General features: G+C 59.8%; 14 protein-coding genes, 2 tRNA genes, 3 rRNA genes and 1 other RNA gene. 5 read left to right on the top strand and 15 right to left on the bottom strand.

Annotated elements, in window-relative coordinates; all coding sequences use genetic code 11:
* Positions 1–67: 67 nt before the first annotated feature.
* Positions 68–973 (bottom strand): transcriptional regulator GcvA, encoded by a 906-nt coding sequence (gene gcvA, locus AT699_RS03950; protein WP_006388769.1) that lies wholly within the window; start codon positions 971–973, stop codon positions 68–70.
* Positions 974–1,152: 179 nt separating this feature from the next.
* On the opposite strand from gcvA, the gene AT699_RS03945 reads away from it, so the two are divergent.
* Positions 1,153–1,710: a LysE family translocator gene (locus AT699_RS03945; RefSeq protein WP_232254242.1), complete on the top strand. Its 558-nt coding sequence runs from the start codon at positions 1,153–1,155 to the stop codon at positions 1,708–1,710.
* A gap of 124 nt (positions 1,711–1,834) precedes the next feature.
* Here AT699_RS03945 and AT699_RS03940 read toward each other — a convergent pair whose 3' ends face one another.
* The 7 genes from AT699_RS03940 to AT699_RS03910 all read right to left on the bottom strand — a co-directional run bounded on the left by AT699_RS03940 (position 1,835) and on the right by AT699_RS03910 (position 9,652).
* Positions 1,835–2,200: a DUF4870 family protein gene (locus AT699_RS03940; protein ID WP_006388767.1), complete on the bottom strand. Its 366-nt coding sequence runs from the start codon at positions 2,198–2,200 to the stop codon at positions 1,835–1,837.
* A gap of 341 nt (positions 2,201–2,541) precedes the next feature.
* Positions 2,542–2,654: ribosomal RNA gene (gene rrf / locus AT699_RS03935) — 5S ribosomal RNA — on the bottom strand.
* Between the two features lie 199 nt (positions 2,655–2,853).
* Positions 2,854–5,734: ribosomal RNA gene (locus tag AT699_RS03930) — 23S ribosomal RNA — on the bottom strand.
* Between the two features lie 296 nt (positions 5,735–6,030).
* Positions 6,031–6,106: transfer RNA gene (locus AT699_RS03925), tRNA-Ala, on the bottom strand.
* 30 nt (positions 6,107–6,136) lie between these two features.
* Positions 6,137–6,213, bottom strand: a tRNA-Ile gene (locus AT699_RS03920).
* A 130-nt stretch (positions 6,214–6,343) separates the two neighbouring features.
* Positions 6,344–7,874 (bottom strand): 16S ribosomal RNA (locus AT699_RS03915).
* Together the 16S, 23S and 5S rRNA genes with 2 tRNA genes alongside form the textbook arrangement of a ribosomal RNA operon.
* 1,301 nt (positions 7,875–9,175) lie before the next feature.
* Positions 9,176–9,652, bottom strand: coding sequence for an Lrp/AsnC family transcriptional regulator (locus AT699_RS03910; protein ID WP_026382449.1), 477 nt, complete (start codon positions 9,650–9,652; stop codon positions 9,176–9,178).
* Between the two features lie 156 nt (positions 9,653–9,808).
* Between AT699_RS03910 and hppD the strand changes: the two genes are divergently transcribed.
* Complete coding sequence (hppD, locus tag AT699_RS03905; protein WP_024067744.1) at positions 9,809–10,921, top strand: 4-hydroxyphenylpyruvate dioxygenase; 1,113 nt, start codon at positions 9,809–9,811, stop codon at positions 10,919–10,921.
* 84 nt (positions 10,922–11,005) lie between these two features.
* Here the strand turns inward: hppD and msrA are convergent, their stop codons facing one another.
* The 3 genes from msrA to ilvD are packed head-to-tail and all read right to left on the bottom strand — an operon-like array spanning position 11,006 to position 13,603.
* A complete protein-coding gene (gene msrA, locus AT699_RS03900) occupies positions 11,006–11,560 on the bottom strand; it encodes a peptide-methionine (S)-S-oxide reductase MsrA (RefSeq protein WP_020925148.1) in 555 nt (184 codons plus the stop codon).
* 38 nt (positions 11,561–11,598) lie between these two features.
* Positions 11,599–11,934 (bottom strand): c-type cytochrome, encoded by a 336-nt coding sequence (locus AT699_RS03895; protein WP_006388761.1) that lies wholly within the window; start codon positions 11,932–11,934, stop codon positions 11,599–11,601.
* Complete coding sequence (gene ilvD / locus AT699_RS03890; RefSeq protein WP_006388760.1) at positions 11,918–13,603, bottom strand: dihydroxy-acid dehydratase; 1,686 nt, start codon at positions 13,601–13,603, stop codon at positions 11,918–11,920. Before ilvD ends, AT699_RS03895 begins: the two co-directional genes overlap by 17 nt.
* A gap of 180 nt (positions 13,604–13,783) precedes the next feature.
* Here ilvD and lgt point away from each other — a divergent pair, with 180 nt between their 5' ends.
* A complete protein-coding gene (gene lgt / locus AT699_RS03885; RefSeq protein WP_006388759.1) occupies positions 13,784–14,572 on the top strand; it encodes a prolipoprotein diacylglyceryl transferase in 789 nt (262 codons plus the stop codon).
* On the opposite strand, the gene AT699_RS03880 is transcribed toward lgt, so the two are convergent.
* The 4 genes from AT699_RS03880 to AT699_RS03865 all read right to left on the bottom strand — a co-directional run bounded on the left by AT699_RS03880 (position 14,547) and on the right by AT699_RS03865 (position 16,377).
* A complete protein-coding gene (locus AT699_RS03880; RefSeq protein WP_006388758.1) occupies positions 14,547–15,317 on the bottom strand; it encodes an SIMPL domain-containing protein in 771 nt (256 codons plus the stop codon). The two genes, lgt and AT699_RS03880, sit on opposite strands and share 26 nt — an antisense overlap.
* A gap of 74 nt (positions 15,318–15,391) precedes the next feature.
* Positions 15,392–15,576: non-coding RNA, 6S RNA (ssrS, locus tag AT699_RS30775), on the bottom strand.
* 43 nt (positions 15,577–15,619) lie between these two features.
* On the bottom strand, positions 15,620–15,931 hold the full coding sequence (locus AT699_RS03870; RefSeq protein ID WP_006388757.1) for a cell division protein ZapA: 312 nt from the start codon (positions 15,929–15,931) through the stop codon (positions 15,620–15,622).
* The gene (locus tag AT699_RS03865; protein WP_020925151.1) at positions 15,931–16,377 is read right to left on the bottom strand and encodes a hypothetical protein; all 447 of its coding nucleotides are present in this window, start codon (positions 16,375–16,377) and stop codon (positions 15,931–15,933) included. The genes AT699_RS03870 and AT699_RS03865 overlap by 1 nt, the downstream gene beginning before the upstream one ends.
* 484 nt (positions 16,378–16,861) lie before the next feature.
* Between AT699_RS03865 and AT699_RS03860 the strand changes: the two genes are divergently transcribed.
* Both AT699_RS03860 and AT699_RS03855 read left to right on the top strand, forming a co-directional pair.
* Positions 16,862–17,326, top strand: a complete 465-nt coding sequence (locus AT699_RS03860; RefSeq protein WP_006388755.1) for a tripartite tricarboxylate transporter TctB family protein — start codon at positions 16,862–16,864, stop codon at positions 17,324–17,326.
* 13 nt (positions 17,327–17,339) lie between these two features.
* Entirely contained in the window at positions 17,340–18,845 is a 1,506-nt protein-coding gene (locus tag AT699_RS03855) for a tripartite tricarboxylate transporter permease (RefSeq protein WP_006388754.1), read from the top strand.
* Positions 18,846–18,946: the final 101 nt, after the last annotated feature.

The following is an 18,946-nucleotide window of genomic DNA, read 5'->3' as shown; positions in this document are numbered from 1 at the left end:
CCGCAATGACTTCGCCACGCTCCGCAAGCAATCGCACGAATTGCCGCAAAGCCGCGCCACGCCTGGCTCATGCAACTTTCCCTGGATGTGGCGGCAAACGCGCTTGCTGCGCCTCTTGCAGCAACCAGTTCCGGAATGCCATGGCTTGCGGCCGTTGCAAGGCCGCGCGCGGATAGACCAGCCAGTAGCTGTAGTCATTGGCCAGCACCGTGTCGAACAACTGGACCAGGCGGCCCGCGCGCAGATCGTCGGCAGCCAGCAGCAGGCGTCCCAGCGCCACGCCTGCGCCATCGGCGGCGGCCTGCAACACCAGCGCGGCATCGCTGAATTGCACTCCCTGCTCCAGATCGAGCGACACGCCAGCCAGTTCGCACCATAGACGCCAGGCTGCACGCGGTTCGTCATGCAGCAGCATGACCTTCGCAAGATCGGCCGGTTCGGTCAAAGCAGGCGGTCCTTGCGCCAGGTCCGGATGACATACCGGACTGAGATATTCCCGTGCGACCAAATCGGCTTTCAAACCTGGCCAGCGCCCCAGGCCGGACCGTATCCCCAGATCGAATTCATCGTTGCCCTCCCACAATCGCGTCGCACTGGAAACACGGAATTCAATCTCGGGGTGACGTTCGCGAAACGCCGGCAACCGCGGCAGCAACCAGCGCGACGCAAAAGATGGCAACACCGTGATCCGCAAAGGCCCGTCACGGCGCTCCCGCACCCGCTCGGTCGCCGCCGCCATCCGATCAAACGCGAGCGATAGCTCATCCAGGTAGGTCTCGCCCTTGCGGGTCAGTGCCAATACATGGCCACGCCTTTCGAACAGCGGCCTGCCCAGCCATTGTTCGAGCTGTCGGACCTGGTGGCTGATGGCGGCCTGGGTCACGCAGAGTTCCATTGCCGCGCGCGTGAAACTCAGGTGCCGCGCAGCGGCTTCAAAAGCGCGTAACGCACCCAACGGAGGCAGGCGTCGCATGGTCGATTAGCTGGAGTTATCGAAGGCATGAGAATAGATCGTTTGGCCACGCCGGATAAGCCTCTTCTAATAACGGCTCCGCCGGCAATCGAATCCCCGCGTGCCGGCTCATACACGAAAAAGGAGCGGCAATGGCGGGTTGGGAAACATGGGCGGCATTCCTGGGTTACGCGGTACCCATGATCATCAGCCCGGGACCCGGCAATACCTTGCTGGCCACTGCGGGAGGCCGCCACGGCGTCGGCGGCTCGGTGCCATTCTGGGCTGGTTTCGAGGCAGCCAACCTGGCGTTGTGCCTGATTTACGGCCTGGGCCTGGGTGGCGCCCTGCATGAGCATCCGGAGATACACGCGGCCCTGAAATGGGCCGGCATCGTCTACCTTCTCTACCTGGCGTGGGGGTTCTTCCGCGCCTCCGCCAAACCGTCCAGCCAGGCAGCCGGCGGCAAGCGGCTCGGCTTCATCGACGGCTTCATCTGCGTGATCTTCAACCCGAAGATCCATTCGATGATCGCGGTCATGTTCGCGCAGTTCCTGGCGCCCGACGCCAACCTGTCATCGCAGGTCGGCCAGCTCAGCGCCGCTTTCGTCGTACTGGGCCTGTTCTGCCATTTCCCGTGGATCTACGGCGGCAAGGTGATACTTGGACGCTTTGAATCGCCCCGCGCATTACGGATTCAGGCTGCGGTGTTTGGCACCTCCATGCTGCTGGTGGCGCTGTATGTCGTCTTGAACTGAGCCAGGCGTTCCTGCCGGGACGGCGGGCGACATGCCCTGGCTTGCGCAAACATGATTCCCCGGGCTCGCTGTAAATGAAAAGGCCGACGGTGACGTCGGCCTTTCTAACGGAAATCGCCCGGGATCAGGCGTAGCTGGTCGGCGCGGTACCTTCCAGCAGGGCCAGCCAACCCTTGATCAGGCGATACAGGCCCCAGACCACCGTCGCGACCACGCCGATCCATCCAATATAGATGACCAGGGCCAGGCCGCTGATGGCGAGCCACAACAGCGCCCACCAGAAAGTGCGCAGCAGCCAGTCGAAATGGGCGGCGTAGACGGTGCCGGCGGCATCCGAGCGCTTCAGATACATCAGCACGACGGCCGCCAGCGTGGCAATGCCCAGGAAACCACTGGTCAGAAAGCCCAGGGCAAACAAGCCATAGGCCACATGGGTCAGCGTGCGCAGGTCTAATGCCGTACCGGGCGCGGGGGTCTGGGTATCACTCACGATTACGCTCCAACAATTGACTCGGTCAATCTTACCGCACAAAGCCAGCCGGCCCACGAGCGTTGTTATTTAGGCACATTCAATGCTGGCGCGGCTTGCAGGCTTGCTCGAGGAGATTTTGGCTGTCCATTTTCAGCGCCGGGAAGATCACCGGAACGTCGATTGCGCGAGCTGTCGGGCCGCCTTGAAGGGAGCATCGCCGAGGTGAAACCGGCTCCGCAAGTCATCGACCCAACAAACAAGAACCCCCATGCGGCGCCAGCCGCACGGGGGTTCTTTTTTCACACGCCACAAAAACAAAACCCCACAGGCGCGAGCCTGTGGGGTTTTGAGCAATAAAAGCCTGACGATGACCTACTTTCACAGACGTCCGTCCACTATCATCGGCGCAAAGGCGTTTCACTGTCCTGTTCGGGATGGGAAGGAGTGGTACCACCTTGCTATGGTCGTCAGGCGTAACGGGTTGAGAGATTGTCTTTGGGGACAACCGCTCCAATCTTGGAAGAAGCGCAACGTGTGGGGATCAGAGAGTGTCTCGATGATCCCGCACAGTGGGTGTAATTGGTGTTGGCTGGCTGCTGACGGGGCAGCCAGATTTTGTATTGAACGACACTTGGAACGCTATACCACCAGGTCATAACCATCAGTGTTATAGGATCAAGCCTCACGAGCAATTAGTATCGGTTAGCTTAACGCATTACTGCGCTTCCACACCCGACCTATCAACGTCCTGGTCTCGAACGACTCTTCAGGGGGATCAAGTCCCCGGGATACCTAATCTTCAGACGAGTTTCCCGCTTAGATGCCTTCAGCGGTTATCTCTTCCGTACTTAGCTACCCGGCAATGCCATTGGCATGACAACCGGTACACCAGAGGTACGTCCACTCCGGTCCTCTCGTACTAGGAGCAGGCTCCGTCAAGTATCCAACGCCCACGGCAGATAGGGACCAAACTGTCTCACGACGTTTTAAACCCAGCTCACGTACCTCTTTAAATGGCGAACAGCCATACCCTTGGGACCGGCTACAGCCCCAGGATGAGATGAGCCGACATCGAGGTGCCAAACACCGCCGTCGATATGAACTCTTGGGCGGTATCAGCCTGTTATCCCCAGAGTACCTTTTATCCGTTGAGCGATGGCCCTTCCATTCAGAACCACCGGATCACTATGTCCTGCTTTCGCACCTGTTCGACTTGTCAGTCTCACAGTCAAGCACGCTTATGCCATTGCACTATCAGCACGATTTCCGACCGTACCTAGCGTACCTTCGAACTCCTCCGTTACACTTTGGGAGGAGACCGCCCCAGTCAAACTGCCCACCATGCACTGTCCCCGATCCGGATAACGGACCAAGGTTAGAACCGCAAACAAACCAGGGTGGTATTTCAAGGATGGCTCCACGTGATCTAGCGACCACGCTTCAAAGCCTCCCACCTATCCTACACAGGCCGGTTCACAGTCCAATGCAAAGCTACAGTAAAGGTTCATGGGGTCTTTCCGTCTAGCCGCGGGTAGATTGCATCATCACAAACACTTCAACTTCGCTGAGTCTCAGGAGGAGACAGTGTGGCCATCGTTACGCCATTCGTGCAGGTCGGAACTTACCCGACAAGGAATTTCGCTACCTTAGGACCGTTATAGTTACGGCCGCCGTTTACCGGGGCTTCGATCAAGAGCTTGCACCCCATCACTTAACCTTCCGGCACCGGGCAGGCGTCACACCCTATACGTCGACTTTCGTCTTTGCAGAGTGCTGTGTTTTTAATAAACAGTCGCAGCCACCGATTCTCTGCGACCCCATCATGCTAAGCGCGCAGGCGCTTCACACTACCGGGGTATACCTTCTCCCGAAGTTACGGTATCAATTTGCCGAGTTCCTTCTCCTGAGTTCTCTCAAGCGCCTTGGAATATTCATCCCGTCCACCTGTGTCGGTTTGCGGTACGGTCTCGTACAGCTGAAGCTTAGAGGCTTTTCTTGGAACCACTTCCAATCACTTCGCAAGCAATGCTCGCTCGTGCCGTACCCTTGATTTACGCGCCCGGATTTGCCTAAGCGCCATCTTCGATACGTCAACAGGGACATCCAACACCCTGATGATCTTCCGCGATCCGTCCCCCCATCGCACTGTACGACGGTGCTGGAATATTAACCAGCTTCCCATCAGCTACGCATCTCTGCCTCGCCTTAGGGGCCGACTCACCCTGCGCCGATGAACGTTGCGCAGGAAACCTTGGACTTACGGCGAGGGGGCTTTTCACCCCCTTTATCGCTACTCATGTCAGCATTCGCACTTCTGATACCTCCAGCAGCCTTTACAAGCCACCTTCGCAGGCTTACAGAACGCTCTCCTACCGCGTGTACAAAGTACACACCCGCAGCTTCGGTTTATCGCTTAGCCCCGTTACATCTTCCGCGCAGGACGACTCGATCAGTGAGCTATTACGCTTTCTTTAAAGGATGGCTGCTTCTAAGCCAACCTCCTGACTGTCTATGCCTTCCCACTTCGTTTCCCACTTAGCGATAATTTGGGACCTTAGCTGGCGGTCTGGGTTGTTTCCCTCTTGAGTCCGGACGTTAGCACCCGGTGCTCTGTCTCCCAAGCTGTACTTGCGGGTATTCGGAGTTTGCCATAGTTTGGTAAGTCGCCATGACCCCCTAGCTATAACAGTGCTCTACCCCCCGCAGTAATACTTGAGGCACTACCTAAATAGTTTTCGGAGAGAACCAGCTATTTCCAGATTTGTTTAGCCTTTCACCCCTATCCACAGCTCATCCCCTAATTTTTCAACATTAGTGGGTTCGGTCCTCCAGCACGTGTTACCGTGCCTTCAACCTGGCCATGGATAGATCATCTGGTTTCGGGTCTACACCCAGCGACTGAATCGCCCTATTCGGACTCGCTTTCGCTACGGCTTCCCTATTCGGTTAACCTTGCCACTGAATGTAAGTCGCTGACCCATTATACAAAAGGTACGCAGTCACCCCACAAGGAGGCTCCTACTGTTTGTATGCATACGGTTTCAGGATCTATTTCACTCCCCTTCCGGGGTTCTTTTCGCCTTTCCCTCACGGTACTGGTTCACTATCGGTCGATCACGAGTATTTAGCCTTGGAGGATGGTCCCCCCATCTTCAAACAGGATTTCACGTGTCCCGCCCTACTTTTCTCACGCTTAGTTCCACACACAAAATTTCGTCTACAGGGCTATCACCTGCTACGGCCGGACTTTCCATTCCGTTCGACTATCTTGCATGCTAAAACGTGAAGGCTCTTCCGATTTCGCTCGCCACTACTTTCGGAATCTCGGTTGATTTCTTTTCCTCGAGCTACTGAGATGTTTCAGTTCACCCGGTTCGCTTCCACTGACCTATGTATTCAGTCAGGGATACTCCTTACGGAGTGGGTTTCCCCATTCGGATATCTGCGGATCAAAGCTTGTTTGCCAGCTCCCCGCAGCTTTTCGCAGGCTACTACGTCCTTCATCGCCTGTGATCGCCAAGGCATCCACCATATGCACTTAGTCGCTTGATCCTATAACGCTGTAGGCTATAGGACCTGAGTATTAGCGTTTGTGCCGTTCATAAGTTTCAAAGCAGTCTGAGGTTATTCACCCCAGTCTTGAGAACTTGGAACAAAATTAATGCAATCACAACCCGTACCCATCTTCATCAGCAAGCTGATTACTCGATGAGCACATTTCGTTGTGCTTCTTCCAGATTGTTAAAGAACGAATATAGCTGTTGAGTAAAACCCAACTCATAAGACCGGGCAGATATTATCCGCACGACACTATGAGTTAGCCTCTACATCCCACCAGGCACAGGTCTTGGTGGAGGTGAACGGGATCGAACCGATGACATCCTGCTTGCAAAGCAGGCGCTCTCCCAGCTGAGCTACACCCCCATATCCACGGCATCTCTACCTGCGAATACTTGGTGGGTCTGGTTGGATTCGAACCAACGACCCCCGCCTTATCAAGACGGTGCTCTAACCGACTGAGCTACAGACCCAAAACCTTCTCGGATCAGTAGTCAGAAGTCATGGACACAGGGAGGAGTCCCTCTACCCAAGCCCACAACCGATCCCAGCTATATCAAACAACCGATAAGAGTGGACGCTTAACACGAGCACTAAGCTCTGAAAGGAGGTGATCCAGCCGCACCTTCCGATACGGCTACCTTGTTACGACTTCACCCCAGTCATGAATCCTACCGTGGTAATCGCCCCCCTTGCGGTTAGGCTAACTACTTCTGGTAAAACCCACTCCCATGGTGTGACGGGCGGTGTGTACAAGACCCGGGAACGTATTCACCGCGACATGCTGATCCGCGATTACTAGCGATTCCGACTTCACGCAGTCGAGTTGCAGACTGCGATCCGGACTACGATCGGGTTTCTGGGATTGGCTCCCCCTCGCGGGTTGGCGACCCTCTGTCCCGACCATTGTATGACGTGTGAAGCCCTACCCATAAGGGCCATGAGGACTTGACGTCATCCCCACCTTCCTCCGGTTTGTCACCGGCAGTCTCATTAGAGTGCCCTTTCGTAGCAACTAATGACAAGGGTTGCGCTCGTTGCGGGACTTAACCCAACATCTCACGACACGAGCTGACGACAGCCATGCAGCACCTGTGTTCCGGTTCTCTTGCGAGCACTGCCAAATCTCTTCGGCATTCCAGACATGTCAAGGGTAGGTAAGGTTTTTCGCGTTGCATCGAATTAATCCACATCATCCACCGCTTGTGCGGGTCCCCGTCAATTCCTTTGAGTTTTAATCTTGCGACCGTACTCCCCAGGCGGTCAACTTCACGCGTTAGCTGCGCTACCAAGGCCCGAAGGCCCCAACAGCTAGTTGACATCGTTTAGGGCGTGGACTACCAGGGTATCTAATCCTGTTTGCTCCCCACGCTTTCGTGCATGAGCGTCAGTGTTATCCCAGGAGGCTGCCTTCGCCATCGGTGTTCCTCCGCATATCTACGCATTTCACTGCTACACGCGGAATTCCACCTCCCTCTGACACACTCTAGCCCGGTAGTTAAAAATGCAGTTCCAAAGTTAAGCTCTGGGATTTCACATCTTTCTTTCCGAACCGCCTGCGCACGCTTTACGCCCAGTAATTCCGATTAACGCTTGCACCCTACGTATTACCGCGGCTGCTGGCACGTAGTTAGCCGGTGCTTATTCTGCAGGTACCGTCAGTTTCGCGAGGTATTAACCCGCGACGTTTCTTTCCTGCCAAAAGTGCTTTACAACCCGAAGGCCTTCATCGCACACGCGGGATGGCTGGATCAGGGTTTCCCCCATTGTCCAAAATTCCCCACTGCTGCCTCCCGTAGGAGTCTGGGCCGTGTCTCAGTCCCAGTGTGGCTGGTCGTCCTCTCAAACCAGCTACGGATCGTCGCCTTGGTGAGCCGTTACCCCACCAACTAGCTAATCCGATATCGGCCGCTCCAATAGTGCAAGGTCTTGCGATCCCCTGCTTTCCCCCGTAGGGCGTATGCGGTATTAGCTACGCTTTCGCGTAGTTATCCCCCGCTACTGGGCACGTTCCGATACATTACTCACCCGTTCGCCACTCGCCACCAGACCGAAGTCCGTGCTGCCGTTCGACTTGCATGTGTAAGGCATCCCGCTAGCGTTCAATCTGAGCCAGGATCAAACTCTTCAGTTTAATCTCTGTATTTGTTTCGTATTTCTTAGTTCCGAAGAACCGAGTCATACGTCGCTACTCAAAGGAAGTGAGGTATGTGCTTAGACTTGACATCTAAGGTACTTCACTTCTAGTGAGCACTTGATTTCATTGTGCTTGTGAAAGGGTTTAAAACCCAGTCACTGTGCACCCGCATCAAGCGCCCACACTTATCGGTTGTTTAATTGTTAAAGAGCGGTACTGCCAAATTCTGTACTACCAAACTACTTACTGCATCTTCCGCTTTCTTCGGCGATTTCGCTTTCGCGTCGATCGCTGTGTCAGCAGCAGAGAAACGAGATTATGAAGAAGTTTTTATCGTTTGTCAAGTCAGCGTCGCTTGCTTCACTTCGCTGCCTTGCCTACGACCTCTTCAGGTCTCACCAGGCTCGCACCCGGCTTTCTCTTTAGCAGCTATCGAAATATCAGGGTTAACCCTAAGTTTTCGGTAACTGCCAAGCCTGAAACTATAACACAACTTTTGCAGATTATGCAACCGGCTTTTGCCTAACTTGCACCCTATCTTGCAACCCCGCCGCTTCGTGAATCGCTTCACTTCGCAGTAGCCCCGAATCGCTTCGGAGGTTGGTTACCGCTCCAGCTGGCTTGCAACGCTGACCAGACCACCCTATCGGGTAAACCCTGATTCGCTGTCACCAGCCAAGCCCAAGACTATAGCACAATTTTTGCAGACTGTGCAACTGGCTTCTGCCTGATTCGCACCATCCTATGCAAAATTCGCTGACCGCCGGTTCGAGAGAATCATCGCTGATTCACCGCCTTGCTGCCCTGCGGCAGATCCGCTTGCCGTAGCACTTCGGATCCGTTGCACTTGCCTGGCCCCGCCCGCTCAACAAAACTGCTTGAACTGCGAAGGAGCGAGACTATAGCACAGAATTTTGGCCTGTCACGCCGGCATGACAACCATTTTGCAGAAAGATGATGTTTTCCGGGGACGCACCCCGCATTTGCCATGGGAAAGTCATCCGTTCTGCGCCATTCGCTCTATATAGAGTACGTATCCATATGGCTGCTCCCTCTGGATTGCCCCTTGGCTGAAGCGCGCCGAGATGGATATACGTCCCTATATAGATAGTAGATAGGCGTTCCCGTTTTCGGCCCCACTTATGTTTCGGTGGAAATCCACCGAGCCCCCTCTTCCTGATGACACCCTATATATACAGAGCATCACGGACGGGAAGCTTCCAGCCGACCGCGGCGCTCTCCGATCTCTATATAGACACCATATGGAAGACCAAGCAGGCAGGGGCTCATCCCGCTCGCTACAGCCGCAGCTCCGTCGTTTCCTTGATCTGCTGGAGTGCGAAGAATGACCGCATGTCGACCACGGCGGGATGGCGCATGAGGGTGTCCATGGCGAACTTGGAGAAATGCGCCAGGTCCGCGACCTGGATACGCAGCAAGTAGTCCATGTCGCCGGACATGGCATAGCACTCGACCACCTCGGGCCAGAGCTGGACGTCGCGGGCGAAGTCGCTCATGGGCGCGTGGCTGGAACCGCTGTGCTTGTTCAGGCGAATGTTGACGTAGGCCAGCAGGCCCAGCCCGACCTTGTCGGCGTCGATCAACGCCACGTACTTCTTGATGAAGCCCTTCTCTTCCAGCCGCCGCACCCGGCGCAGGCAGGGACTGGGCGACAGCGATACGCGGTCCGCCAGTTCCTGGTTGCTGAGGCGGCCGTCCCGTTGCAATTCGGCCAGGATCCTTATATCTGTCCTATCCAGCTCCATGTCAGACATTTTCAGCCCCATATTTTTTATCGTGGGCAATATTATTGCTCAACCTTGCCACTTTCGCGACATGTTTGCAATTGTCTGCCTGCCTTTCCTCCCTACAATCTTCATCCTAGACTTGAACGACAAGTCGCCTCTACAACGACTCAAGGGAGCAGACTCATGAGCAGCGCTTTCCAACCCTGGGACAACCCGATGGGCACCGCCGGGTTCGAATTCATCGAATATGCCGCGCCGGACCCTGCCGCGCTGCGCAAGGTGTTCGAACTGCTGGGCTTCAAGGCAATCGCCAAGCACCGCCACAAGGACGTGACGCTGTACCGCCAGGGCGGCGTGAATTTCCTGATCAACGCCGAACCCGATTCTTTCGCGCAGCGTTTCGCCCGCCTGCACGGCCCGTCGATCTGTGCGATCGGTTTCCGTGTCCAGGATGCGGCCGCTGCGTACAAGCGCGCGCTGGAGCTGGGCGCCTGGGGCTTCGACTCGCACAGCGGCCCGATGGAACTGAACATTCCCGCCATCAAGGGCATCGGCGATTCGCTGATCTACCTGGTGGACCGCTGGAACGGCAAGGAAGGCCACGGCGGCATCGGCGACATCAGCATCTATGACGTCGACTTCGTACCGGTGGATCCGCAGAACGCGCAGGCCGACCTGAACCACCGCGGCGCCGGGCTGACGCTGGTCGACCACCTGACGCACAACGTGCACAAGGGCCGCATGGCCGAGTGGTCGGAGTTCTACGAGCGCCTGTTCAACTTCCGCGAAGTGCGTTACTTCGACATCGAAGGCAAGGTGACCGGCGTGAAGTCCAAGGCGATGACCTCGCCCTGCGGCAACATCCGCATTCCGATCAACGAGGAAGGCACCGAGGAGAAGGGCCAGATCCAGGAATACCTGGACCTGTACCGTGGCGAAGGCATCCAGCACATCGCCATGGCTACCGAGGACATCTACGGCACCATCGAGGCGCTGCGCGCCAACGGCGTGGTATTCCTGGATACGCCGGAAACCTACTACGAACTGCTGGACCGCCGCCTGCCCAACCATGGCGAAGACGTGCCGCGCCTGCAGAAGAACCGTATCCTGCTGGACGGCGCCCCCGATGGCGGCCTGCTGCTGCAGATCTTCACCGAGAACCAGATCGGCCCGATCTTCTTCGAGATCATCCAGCGCAAGGGCAACGACGGTTTCGGCGAAGGCAATTTCAAGGCGCTGTTCGAATCCATCGAACTGGACCAGATGCGCCGCGGCGTGGTGAAGGCCGTCGACTGACCGCTTCCCCCTCCAGCGCCGGTACCCATGTGCCCGGCGCTGGCCTTGAAACCTCGCCTTGCGCGAGGTTTTTTTTCGTCCCGCCTATTTCTTCAGGCGATCCTGGAACTGCTTGCGGAACTTGGCGACCTTGGGCGCGATCACGAACTGGCAATAGCCCTGCTCGGGATGCAGCGCGAAATAATCGCGGTGATAGTCTTCGGCCGGCCAGAATCGCGCGGGCGCCAGGAGCTTGGTCACGATGGGCGCGTCGTAGACCTTCTGCGCCTCGACCTCGGCGATCACGGCCTCGGCCTGCTCGCGCTGGGTTTCGTTCTGCCAGAAGATGGCCGATTCATACTGCGGGCCGATGTCGTTGCCCTGGCGGCCCGGGGTGGTCGGGTCGTGGGTGGCGAAGAACACGCGCAGCAGGTCGCTGTAGGACAGTTCGGCGGGATCGAACTCGACGCGCGCGACCTCGATATGCCCGGTGTCCTTGCCGCAGACCTGCTCGTAGCTGGGATTGTCGACGTGTCCGCCGCTGTAGCCGGGCAGCACGCTCTTGACGCCGCGCAGGTCGGTGAAGACCGCCTCGACGCACCAGAAACAGCCGCCGCCGAGAACGGCGACCTCATTGCCCGGGGAGGGTAGTTCTGCCATGACGATTCCTTTGCTGAAACTATCCAGAAACGATACGACTACTTCTTGGCCGGCGCCAGTGACAGGATCCATTCGGCCAGCAGGCGGGCGTCTTCCGGGCTGACATGGGTTTGCGCCGGCATGGGCACGGCGCCCCAGGCGCCACGGCCACCGCTGCGGATCTTGCCGGCCAGGTAATCCACCATGGCGTCGCCCTGCCCGGCGTAGCGTTCGGCCACGCTGGCCAGCGGCGGCCCGACGCGCTTGACGTCGACCTGGTGACAGGCCATGCAGGCCTTGCTCTTGGCCAGATCCAGGCCGGTGGTTTGCCCTTGGGCCGCGCCGGCGACCAGCAGGCCGGCGGCGACCGCCAACAGACTACGTATCAAATGCATCGGTTACTGCCCCACGGCTCGCGGTGCTGGCGAGCTTGCCGAACTTGGCAAGCACACCGCGTGTATAACGCGGCTTGGGCTGGACCCAGGCCTGGCGACGAGCCGCCATCTCTTCGTCGCTGATATTGAGCTGCAACAGCAGCTTGTGGGCATCGATGGTAACCGAATCGCCCTCGCGGATCAGCGCGATCGGGCCGCCGACGAAGGCCTCGGGCGCCACGTGGCCCACCACCATGCCCCACGTGCCTCCCGAAAAGCGGCCGTCGGTGATGAGGCCGACGGTTTCTCCCAGGCCCTGCCCCACCAGCGCGGAAGTCGGCGCCAGCATTTCACGCATGCCGGGTCCGCCCTTCGGCCCTTCGTAGCGGATCACCACCACGTCGCCATCGCGGATCTGGCGCGCCATGATGGCGGCCATGGCGTCGTCTTCGGAGTCGAAGACCCGCGCCGGGCCCGTGATCACCGGATTCTTCAGGCCGGTGATCTTGGCCACGCAGCCTTCCGGCGACAGATTGCCCTTGAGAATGGCCAGATGGCCCTGGGGGTAGAGGGCGCGGTCCAGCGGCATGATCACGTCCTGGTCGGCGCGCGGCGTATCAGGCACGTCGGCCAACGATTGCGCCACGGTCTGGCCGGTGATGGTGATGCAATCGCCATGCAGCAGGCCCGCGTTGAGCAACAGCTTCATGACCTGCGGAATGCCGCCGGCCCGGTGCAGGTCGGTCGCCACGTATTTGCCGGAAGGCTTGAGATCGCACAGCACCGGCACGCGCTGGCGGATGCGTTCGAAATCGTCGATGGTCCAGGGCACTTCGGCGGCGTGGGCGATGGCCAGGAAATGCAGCACGGCGTTGGTCGAACCGCCCGTCGCCATGATGACCGACACCGCGTTCTCGATGGATTCGCGCGTGATGATGTCGCGCGGCCGCAGGCCGCGCCTGACCGCATCCACGAGCACCCGGGCCGATTCCGCGGCCGAGGCGACTTTCTCGTCGTCTTCGTTGGCCATCGTGCTGGAATAGGGCAGGCTCATGCCCATGGCCTCGAAGGCCGAACTCATGGTGTTGGCGGTATACATGCCGCCACAGGAACCCGAGCCGGGAATGGCGCATTTTTCGATCTGCTTGAAATCGGCCTCGTCCATGCGGCCCATGGTGTATTCGCCGACGGCCTCGAACACCGACACGATGGTCAGGTCCTTGCCCTGGTAATGGCCCGGCTTGATGGTGCCGCCATAGACGTAGATGCCCGGCACATTGGTGCGCGCCAGCGCGATCATGCCGCCCGGCATGTTCTTGTCGCAGCCGCCGATGACCACCACGCCGTCCATCCACTGGCCCTGCGCCGCGGTCTCGATACAGTCGGCGATGACCTCGCGCGACACCAGGGAGTACTTCATGCCCTCGGTGCCCATGGACATGCCGTCGGAAATGGTGGGCGTGCCAAACACCTGCGGATTGGCCCTGGCGCCCCGGATGGCCTCGATGGCGGCATCGGCCAGGCGCTGCAGGCCGCTGTTGCACGGCGTGATGGTCGAATGGCCGTTGGCCACGCCGATCATGGGGTTCTCGAAGTCGGCTTCCTGGTAGCCGAGCGCGTAATACATGGCGCGATTGGGCGCGCGGGCGACGCCGTGGGTGATGTGGCGGGAACGTTCGTTGTGCGACATGGTCTGTTGTCTCCTGTCGGCCGTCAGGGCGCGGACATGGCGATCGCGCCCGGGAGGGTGCCAGCTCGCTCGCGGGCGAGTCTCGGGATACATCGGCATTCGAGGGCAACCGCCTGGCATGTCGATCTACCGCAGGGCTCGCCGGTTATTATCATTCAACTTCATTGTGTCGGGCGGAACATGCTGCAATATCCAAAATTCGACCCCGTTGCCCTGCAGATCGGGCCGCTGTCCATCCATTGGTACGGGCTGATGTACCTGGTGGGCTTTGCGCTGGTCTATCTGCTGGGCCGGCGCCGCATCACCAGCGGCCACACCACGTCCCTGAACGTGCGCGACCTGGAAGACCTGATCTTCTATAGCGTGCTGGGGGTGGTGCTGGGCGGGCGGCTGGGCTACGTGCTGTTCTACAAGCCGAATTACTACCTGGCCCATCCGCTGGAAGTGGCCTACCTGTGGGAAGGCGGCATGTCGTTCCACGGCGGGCTGATCGGCGTGATCGTGGTGATGCTGCTGTTCGCGCGCAAGAAAGGCCTGCCCTTCTTCGCCGTCAGCGACTTCATCGCGCCGCTGATTCCCCTGGGGCTGGGCTTCGGCCGCCTGGGCAATTTCATCAACGGTGAACTATGGGGCCGCCCGACCGACGTGCCGTGGGCGATGGTGTTCCCGAGCAGCGGCGACGGCATCGCGCGCCATCCGTCCCAGTTGTATGAACTGGGGCTGGAAGGCATCGTGCTGTTCGCGCTGATGTGGTGGTTCTCTAGCAAGCCGCGCCCGCTGGGGCAGGTGAGCGCGGTCTTCCTGATGGGCTACGGAACGTTCCGTTTCCTGGTGGAGTTCACCCGCGAGCCGGACAACTTCCTGGGCCTGCTCGCGGGCGGACTGAGCATGGGACAGTGGCTGTCCCTGCCGATGGTCGCCCTGGGCGCCATCATGTTCGCGCTTACTGCAAAACGATCGTCCCGTTGACGGCGACGCTGACCGTGACGTCTCCCGCTTCCAGGGGGACGTCCGCGCTGAAGCCCGCGCCACCCGAGGCGTCCTTGGCCATGGCGCCCATCATGCGCGGCATCGGCGTGACGCCGCCGGAGCCGCCCAGTTCGAGCTTGCTCAGGCGGTAGCCCGAAAAGCCGAAGGCGTTGGCGGCAGCCAGCGCGCGATCCTTGAAGGCCTGCGCGGCTTCCTTGAGCAGCTTGCGTTCCTCGGCCTCGCGCACGGCGCGCGACAGCGAGAAGCTGATGTTGGAAATGGCGGTCTTGTCGGACAGCTTGGACGCAAGCGCGGCGGCGGCCGCGAAATCCTTGGATTCGAGGATGATCTCGCCCTGGCCGCGCCAGGTGGTGCTGGTCTTGCCTTTGCTGCTGCTGGTGGAATTGGGCCAGACGTTGAAGCTGCCCGTGCGCACCTCGACACCCTTGGTGTCACGCGCGCGCTTGGCCACGTCGTCCAGCATCTCCGTCAGCTTCTTGCCGGCGGTGGGCTGGTCGGCGGCCTCGGTCTCGGCCGACAGCGAGATGCGCACCGTGTCCTGCTTGACCTCGGACGACGCGGTGGCTTGCAGGGTCAGCTCCGGCGACCGGTTGGCCGTGGCTTCCGCCGTGGAGGGAGCCGGCGCCTGGGCCTGCGCGAAGACGGGCTGCGCCATGGACAAAGCGGCCACGGCTGCGCACGCCGCGCCAAGTTTGGTCAGCGAAAAAACGGGGGATTTCGACATGGACTGGTCCTATGAGGGAGGACGATGGGGAGGCGCCCGACGCGGACCTGCGCTCGTGGCAGGCCCGCTGGGATAGATGCCCCGCCTGTGCCGTCAAGGCCGGCATCTCGAACCCTGAGGTTCAAGGTGGTCGCGTTCCGAAGAGCGTCGGGTTCGTCTACGAGAGACAATCGCTCCAGCTCTGCACTCCCGCAACCAATATGCCATAAGACATAGGTTCAGAGAATGTATGGCCAGGTCACGGACACGGCAGGGACAAACTGAAAATACTGAAAAACCTTGGTGAAAACCGCGTATGAACGTCAGAGCAGCTTTTCTTGCCCTGACAGGGCGTCGTCCAGGACTGCGTTCATGTCCTCGATTCTACGCTTGAAGTCGCCGACCGCCAAACCACCCAGCGGACCATCCGGCGCTTTCATGGCGAGCAGCTCGCCAGCCACCTGCAGCGCGGCCATCACGGCGATGCGCTCGTTGCTGGAGACCTTGCCGGTGCCCTGGATGCGCAGCATGAGCTGGTCGACGTGGCGCACCGCGGCCAGCAGCGTGGGCTTTTCCTCGGCCGAGCACGCCAGCGAGTAGTCGCGCCCGAGTATCGTTACATCTACGCGTTCCATCAGTGTTGCTCTCCGGACGGCGCACCCGGCAGACGGGCCAGGACGGCGTCGATGCGCTCGCGGGCGGCGGCGGCGGCCACGCGCAGGCGCTGTAGTTCGGTGTCGCTGCGTTGCAGGTTGCCCTGCAGTTCGGTTTCCCGGGCGGAGAAACGCGCCTCGAGCGACTGGCGCTCGGCGGTTTCGCGTGCGAGCTGTTCGCGCAAGGCGGCTTCGGCCTGTTGCGCCTGCTCAAGCATCGCGGTGACGGCGCCGTCGTTGTCCTGCAATTTGGCCTGCAGCGCGGCGATGTCGGCATCACGCTCGGCGGCGCGTTGCTTGAGCACACGCTGCTCGGTTTCGGAGTCGTTCAGGCGCGCGCGCAGCGCGTCACGCTCGGCGTGGAGTTGCCGGGTGCGTTGCACCAGTTGCCCGATACGGGCGGCGAGTTGGTCTAGGTCTTGCAGCATGGGCGCTATCGTAAACCATCCAGTGGGGAATCGGGCCTCTTCACGCAAGGTGAGAAACACGGCAATATTCAGTAGGAAATGCGGCGGTCATGCCGGCGGCGGGCAACATAACCGATCGAGCCCGACTAGAAAAGTCCCCCGCGCGACAGGAACGCGACGATCACACCACGACCGCTTTCGCATTTCTTTCTATCAACTTTCACTTAGCTTTCAAAAAACCCTCAATTGGCCCGTCCCGTTACAACTGGGGATCGGGAGTTCCCCAATTTTAGGGAAAACCCCAGGCTTTCACCTAGCTTACAGGGTTTGCATCGCCGCGGGCGTCCATTACCATTCGCCCTTTCAAGAAGCCTCGCCGACGCTTTCAGAAGAACCCAAGGGCACCCCAGACGTGCCTTTTTTGTGCCTGTCACTCGCCTTTCGGGCGGCGTGGCGGACCACAAGCCCTTTTTATCTACATGCTGTAAACAGGAGCCAACCAATCATGCAGCTACGCAATCGACAGGACTTCTGGTCGGGGGTGATGTTCATCGCCCTTGGACTGGGATTCGCCTGGCAAGCCAGCAGCTACCAAATGGGTACTGCCGCCCGGATGGGCCCCGGGTATTTTCCTTTCTGGCTGGGCATTGTTCTCGCATTGCTGGGTGCCATCGTGCTGCTTGGCTCGCTGTCCAAGAAGGCCCATGAAACCCACGTCGACAAGTTCGACTGGCGCATCGTGTTCCTGGTGGTGGGGTCCGTGGTTTTCTATGGCCTGGTCCTGAAACTGCTGGGTATCTATATCTCGGTGTTCCTGCTGGTGGTGCTCAGCAGCCTGGCCAGCCACGAGTTCAGCCTCAAGGTCGCCGTCGCCAACGGCATCTTCCTGGTGGTGTTCTCGTATCTGGCGTTCGTCAAGGGGCTGGGGCTGATTTTCCCGCTGTGGCCGTCGTTTCTGGGCATGAATTAAGGAGCAAGCGGCCATGGAATTGATTGATCACCTGATGTTGGGTTTCTCGGTGGCGTTCACGCCCGAGAACCTGCTGTACGCCCTGCTGGGCTGCATTCTGGGCACGCTGATCGGCGTGCTGCCGGGTATCGGCCCGGTCCCGACCATCGCGATGCTGCTGCCGATCACGTACGTGCTGCCCCCGGTGGCCGGCCTGATCATGCTGGCGGGTATCTATTACGGCGCCCAGTACGGCGGCTCGACCACGGCCATTCTGGTGGCGCTGCCCGGTGAGACGTCCGCGGTGGTGACCGTGCTCGACGGTCACCAGATGGCGCGCAATGGCCGTGCCGGCGCCGCCCTGGCGATCGCCGCGCTGGGCTCGTTCTTCGCGGGCTGCGTGGCCACGCTGCTGCTGGCCGCCTTCGCACCCCCGCTGGCTGAAGTCGCGTTCAAGTTCGGCCCCGCCGAGTACTTCTCGCTGATGTGCCTGGGCCTGGTCGGCGCCGTGGTGCTGGCCTCGGGCTCGCTGCCCAAGGCGATCGCGATGATCATCCTGGGCCTGTTGCTGGGCATGGTCGGCACCGACGTCAACTCGGGCGTGGCCCGCTTCGACTTCGGCATCCCCGAACTGCAGGACGGCATCGACTTCGCCATCGTGGCCATGGGCGTGTTCGGCTTCGCCGAAATCATGACCAACCTGGAGCAGAAGGAAAACCGCGTCGACATCACCGACAAGATCGGTACCCTGTACCCGAACAAGCAGGAGTTCAAGGAATCCGCTCCCGCCGTGCTGCGCGGCACGGCCCTGGGTTCGGCCCTGGGCATCCTGCCGGGTGGCGGCGCGGTGCTGTCGTCGTTCGCGTCGTACACGCTGGAAAAGAAGATCTCGAAGAATCCGGAACGCTTCGGCAAGGGCCACCCGGCCGGCCTGGCGGGCCCGGAATCGGCCAACAACGCGGCCGCGCAGACCTCGTTCATCCCGCTGCTGACCCTGGGCATCCCGGGCAACGCCGTGATGGCGCTGATGGTCGGCGCGATGACGATCCACAACATCCAGCCCGGCCCGCAAGTGATGACGAGCCACCCCGAGCTGTTCTGGGGCCTGATCGCCTCGATGTGGATCGGCAACCTGATGCTGGTGGTGCTGAACCTGCCGCTGATCGGCCTGTGGGTCAAGCTGCTCAAGGTGCCCTACCGCATCCTGTTCCCGGCGATCCTGGTGTTCTGCACGATCGGGGTGTATTCGTTGAACTACAACACGTTCGACATCTTCACCACCGCCATCTTCGGCATCATCGGCTACGTCTGGTCGAAGCTGAAGTGCGAAGGCGCCCCGCTGCTGCTGGGCCTGGTGCTCGGCCCCATGATGGAAGAGAACTTCCGCCGTGCCCTGCTGCTGTCGCGCGGCGACTTCAGCACCTTCGTGACGCGCCCCCTGTCGGCCTCGCTGCTGGCCGTGGCGCTGTTCCTGGTAGTGCTGGTGGCCCTGCCGGCGATCCGCAAGAAGCGCGAAGAGACCTTCGTCGAAGAAGATTGAGGACAATGCCGCCGCGCGCGGCGGCATCGCGTCCCCTACCGACCCCCGGCTTGCCGGGGGTTTTTCTTTGCGCGCGCGGCTTGGCGGGCCGGCGCCGGCGC

The organism is Achromobacter xylosoxidans, from assembly GCF_001457475.1.
GTDB classification, from domain to species: domain Bacteria; phylum Pseudomonadota; class Gammaproteobacteria; order Burkholderiales; family Burkholderiaceae_B; genus Achromobacter; species Achromobacter xylosoxidans.
This window is presented reverse-complemented; position numbering and strand designations above follow the sequence as displayed.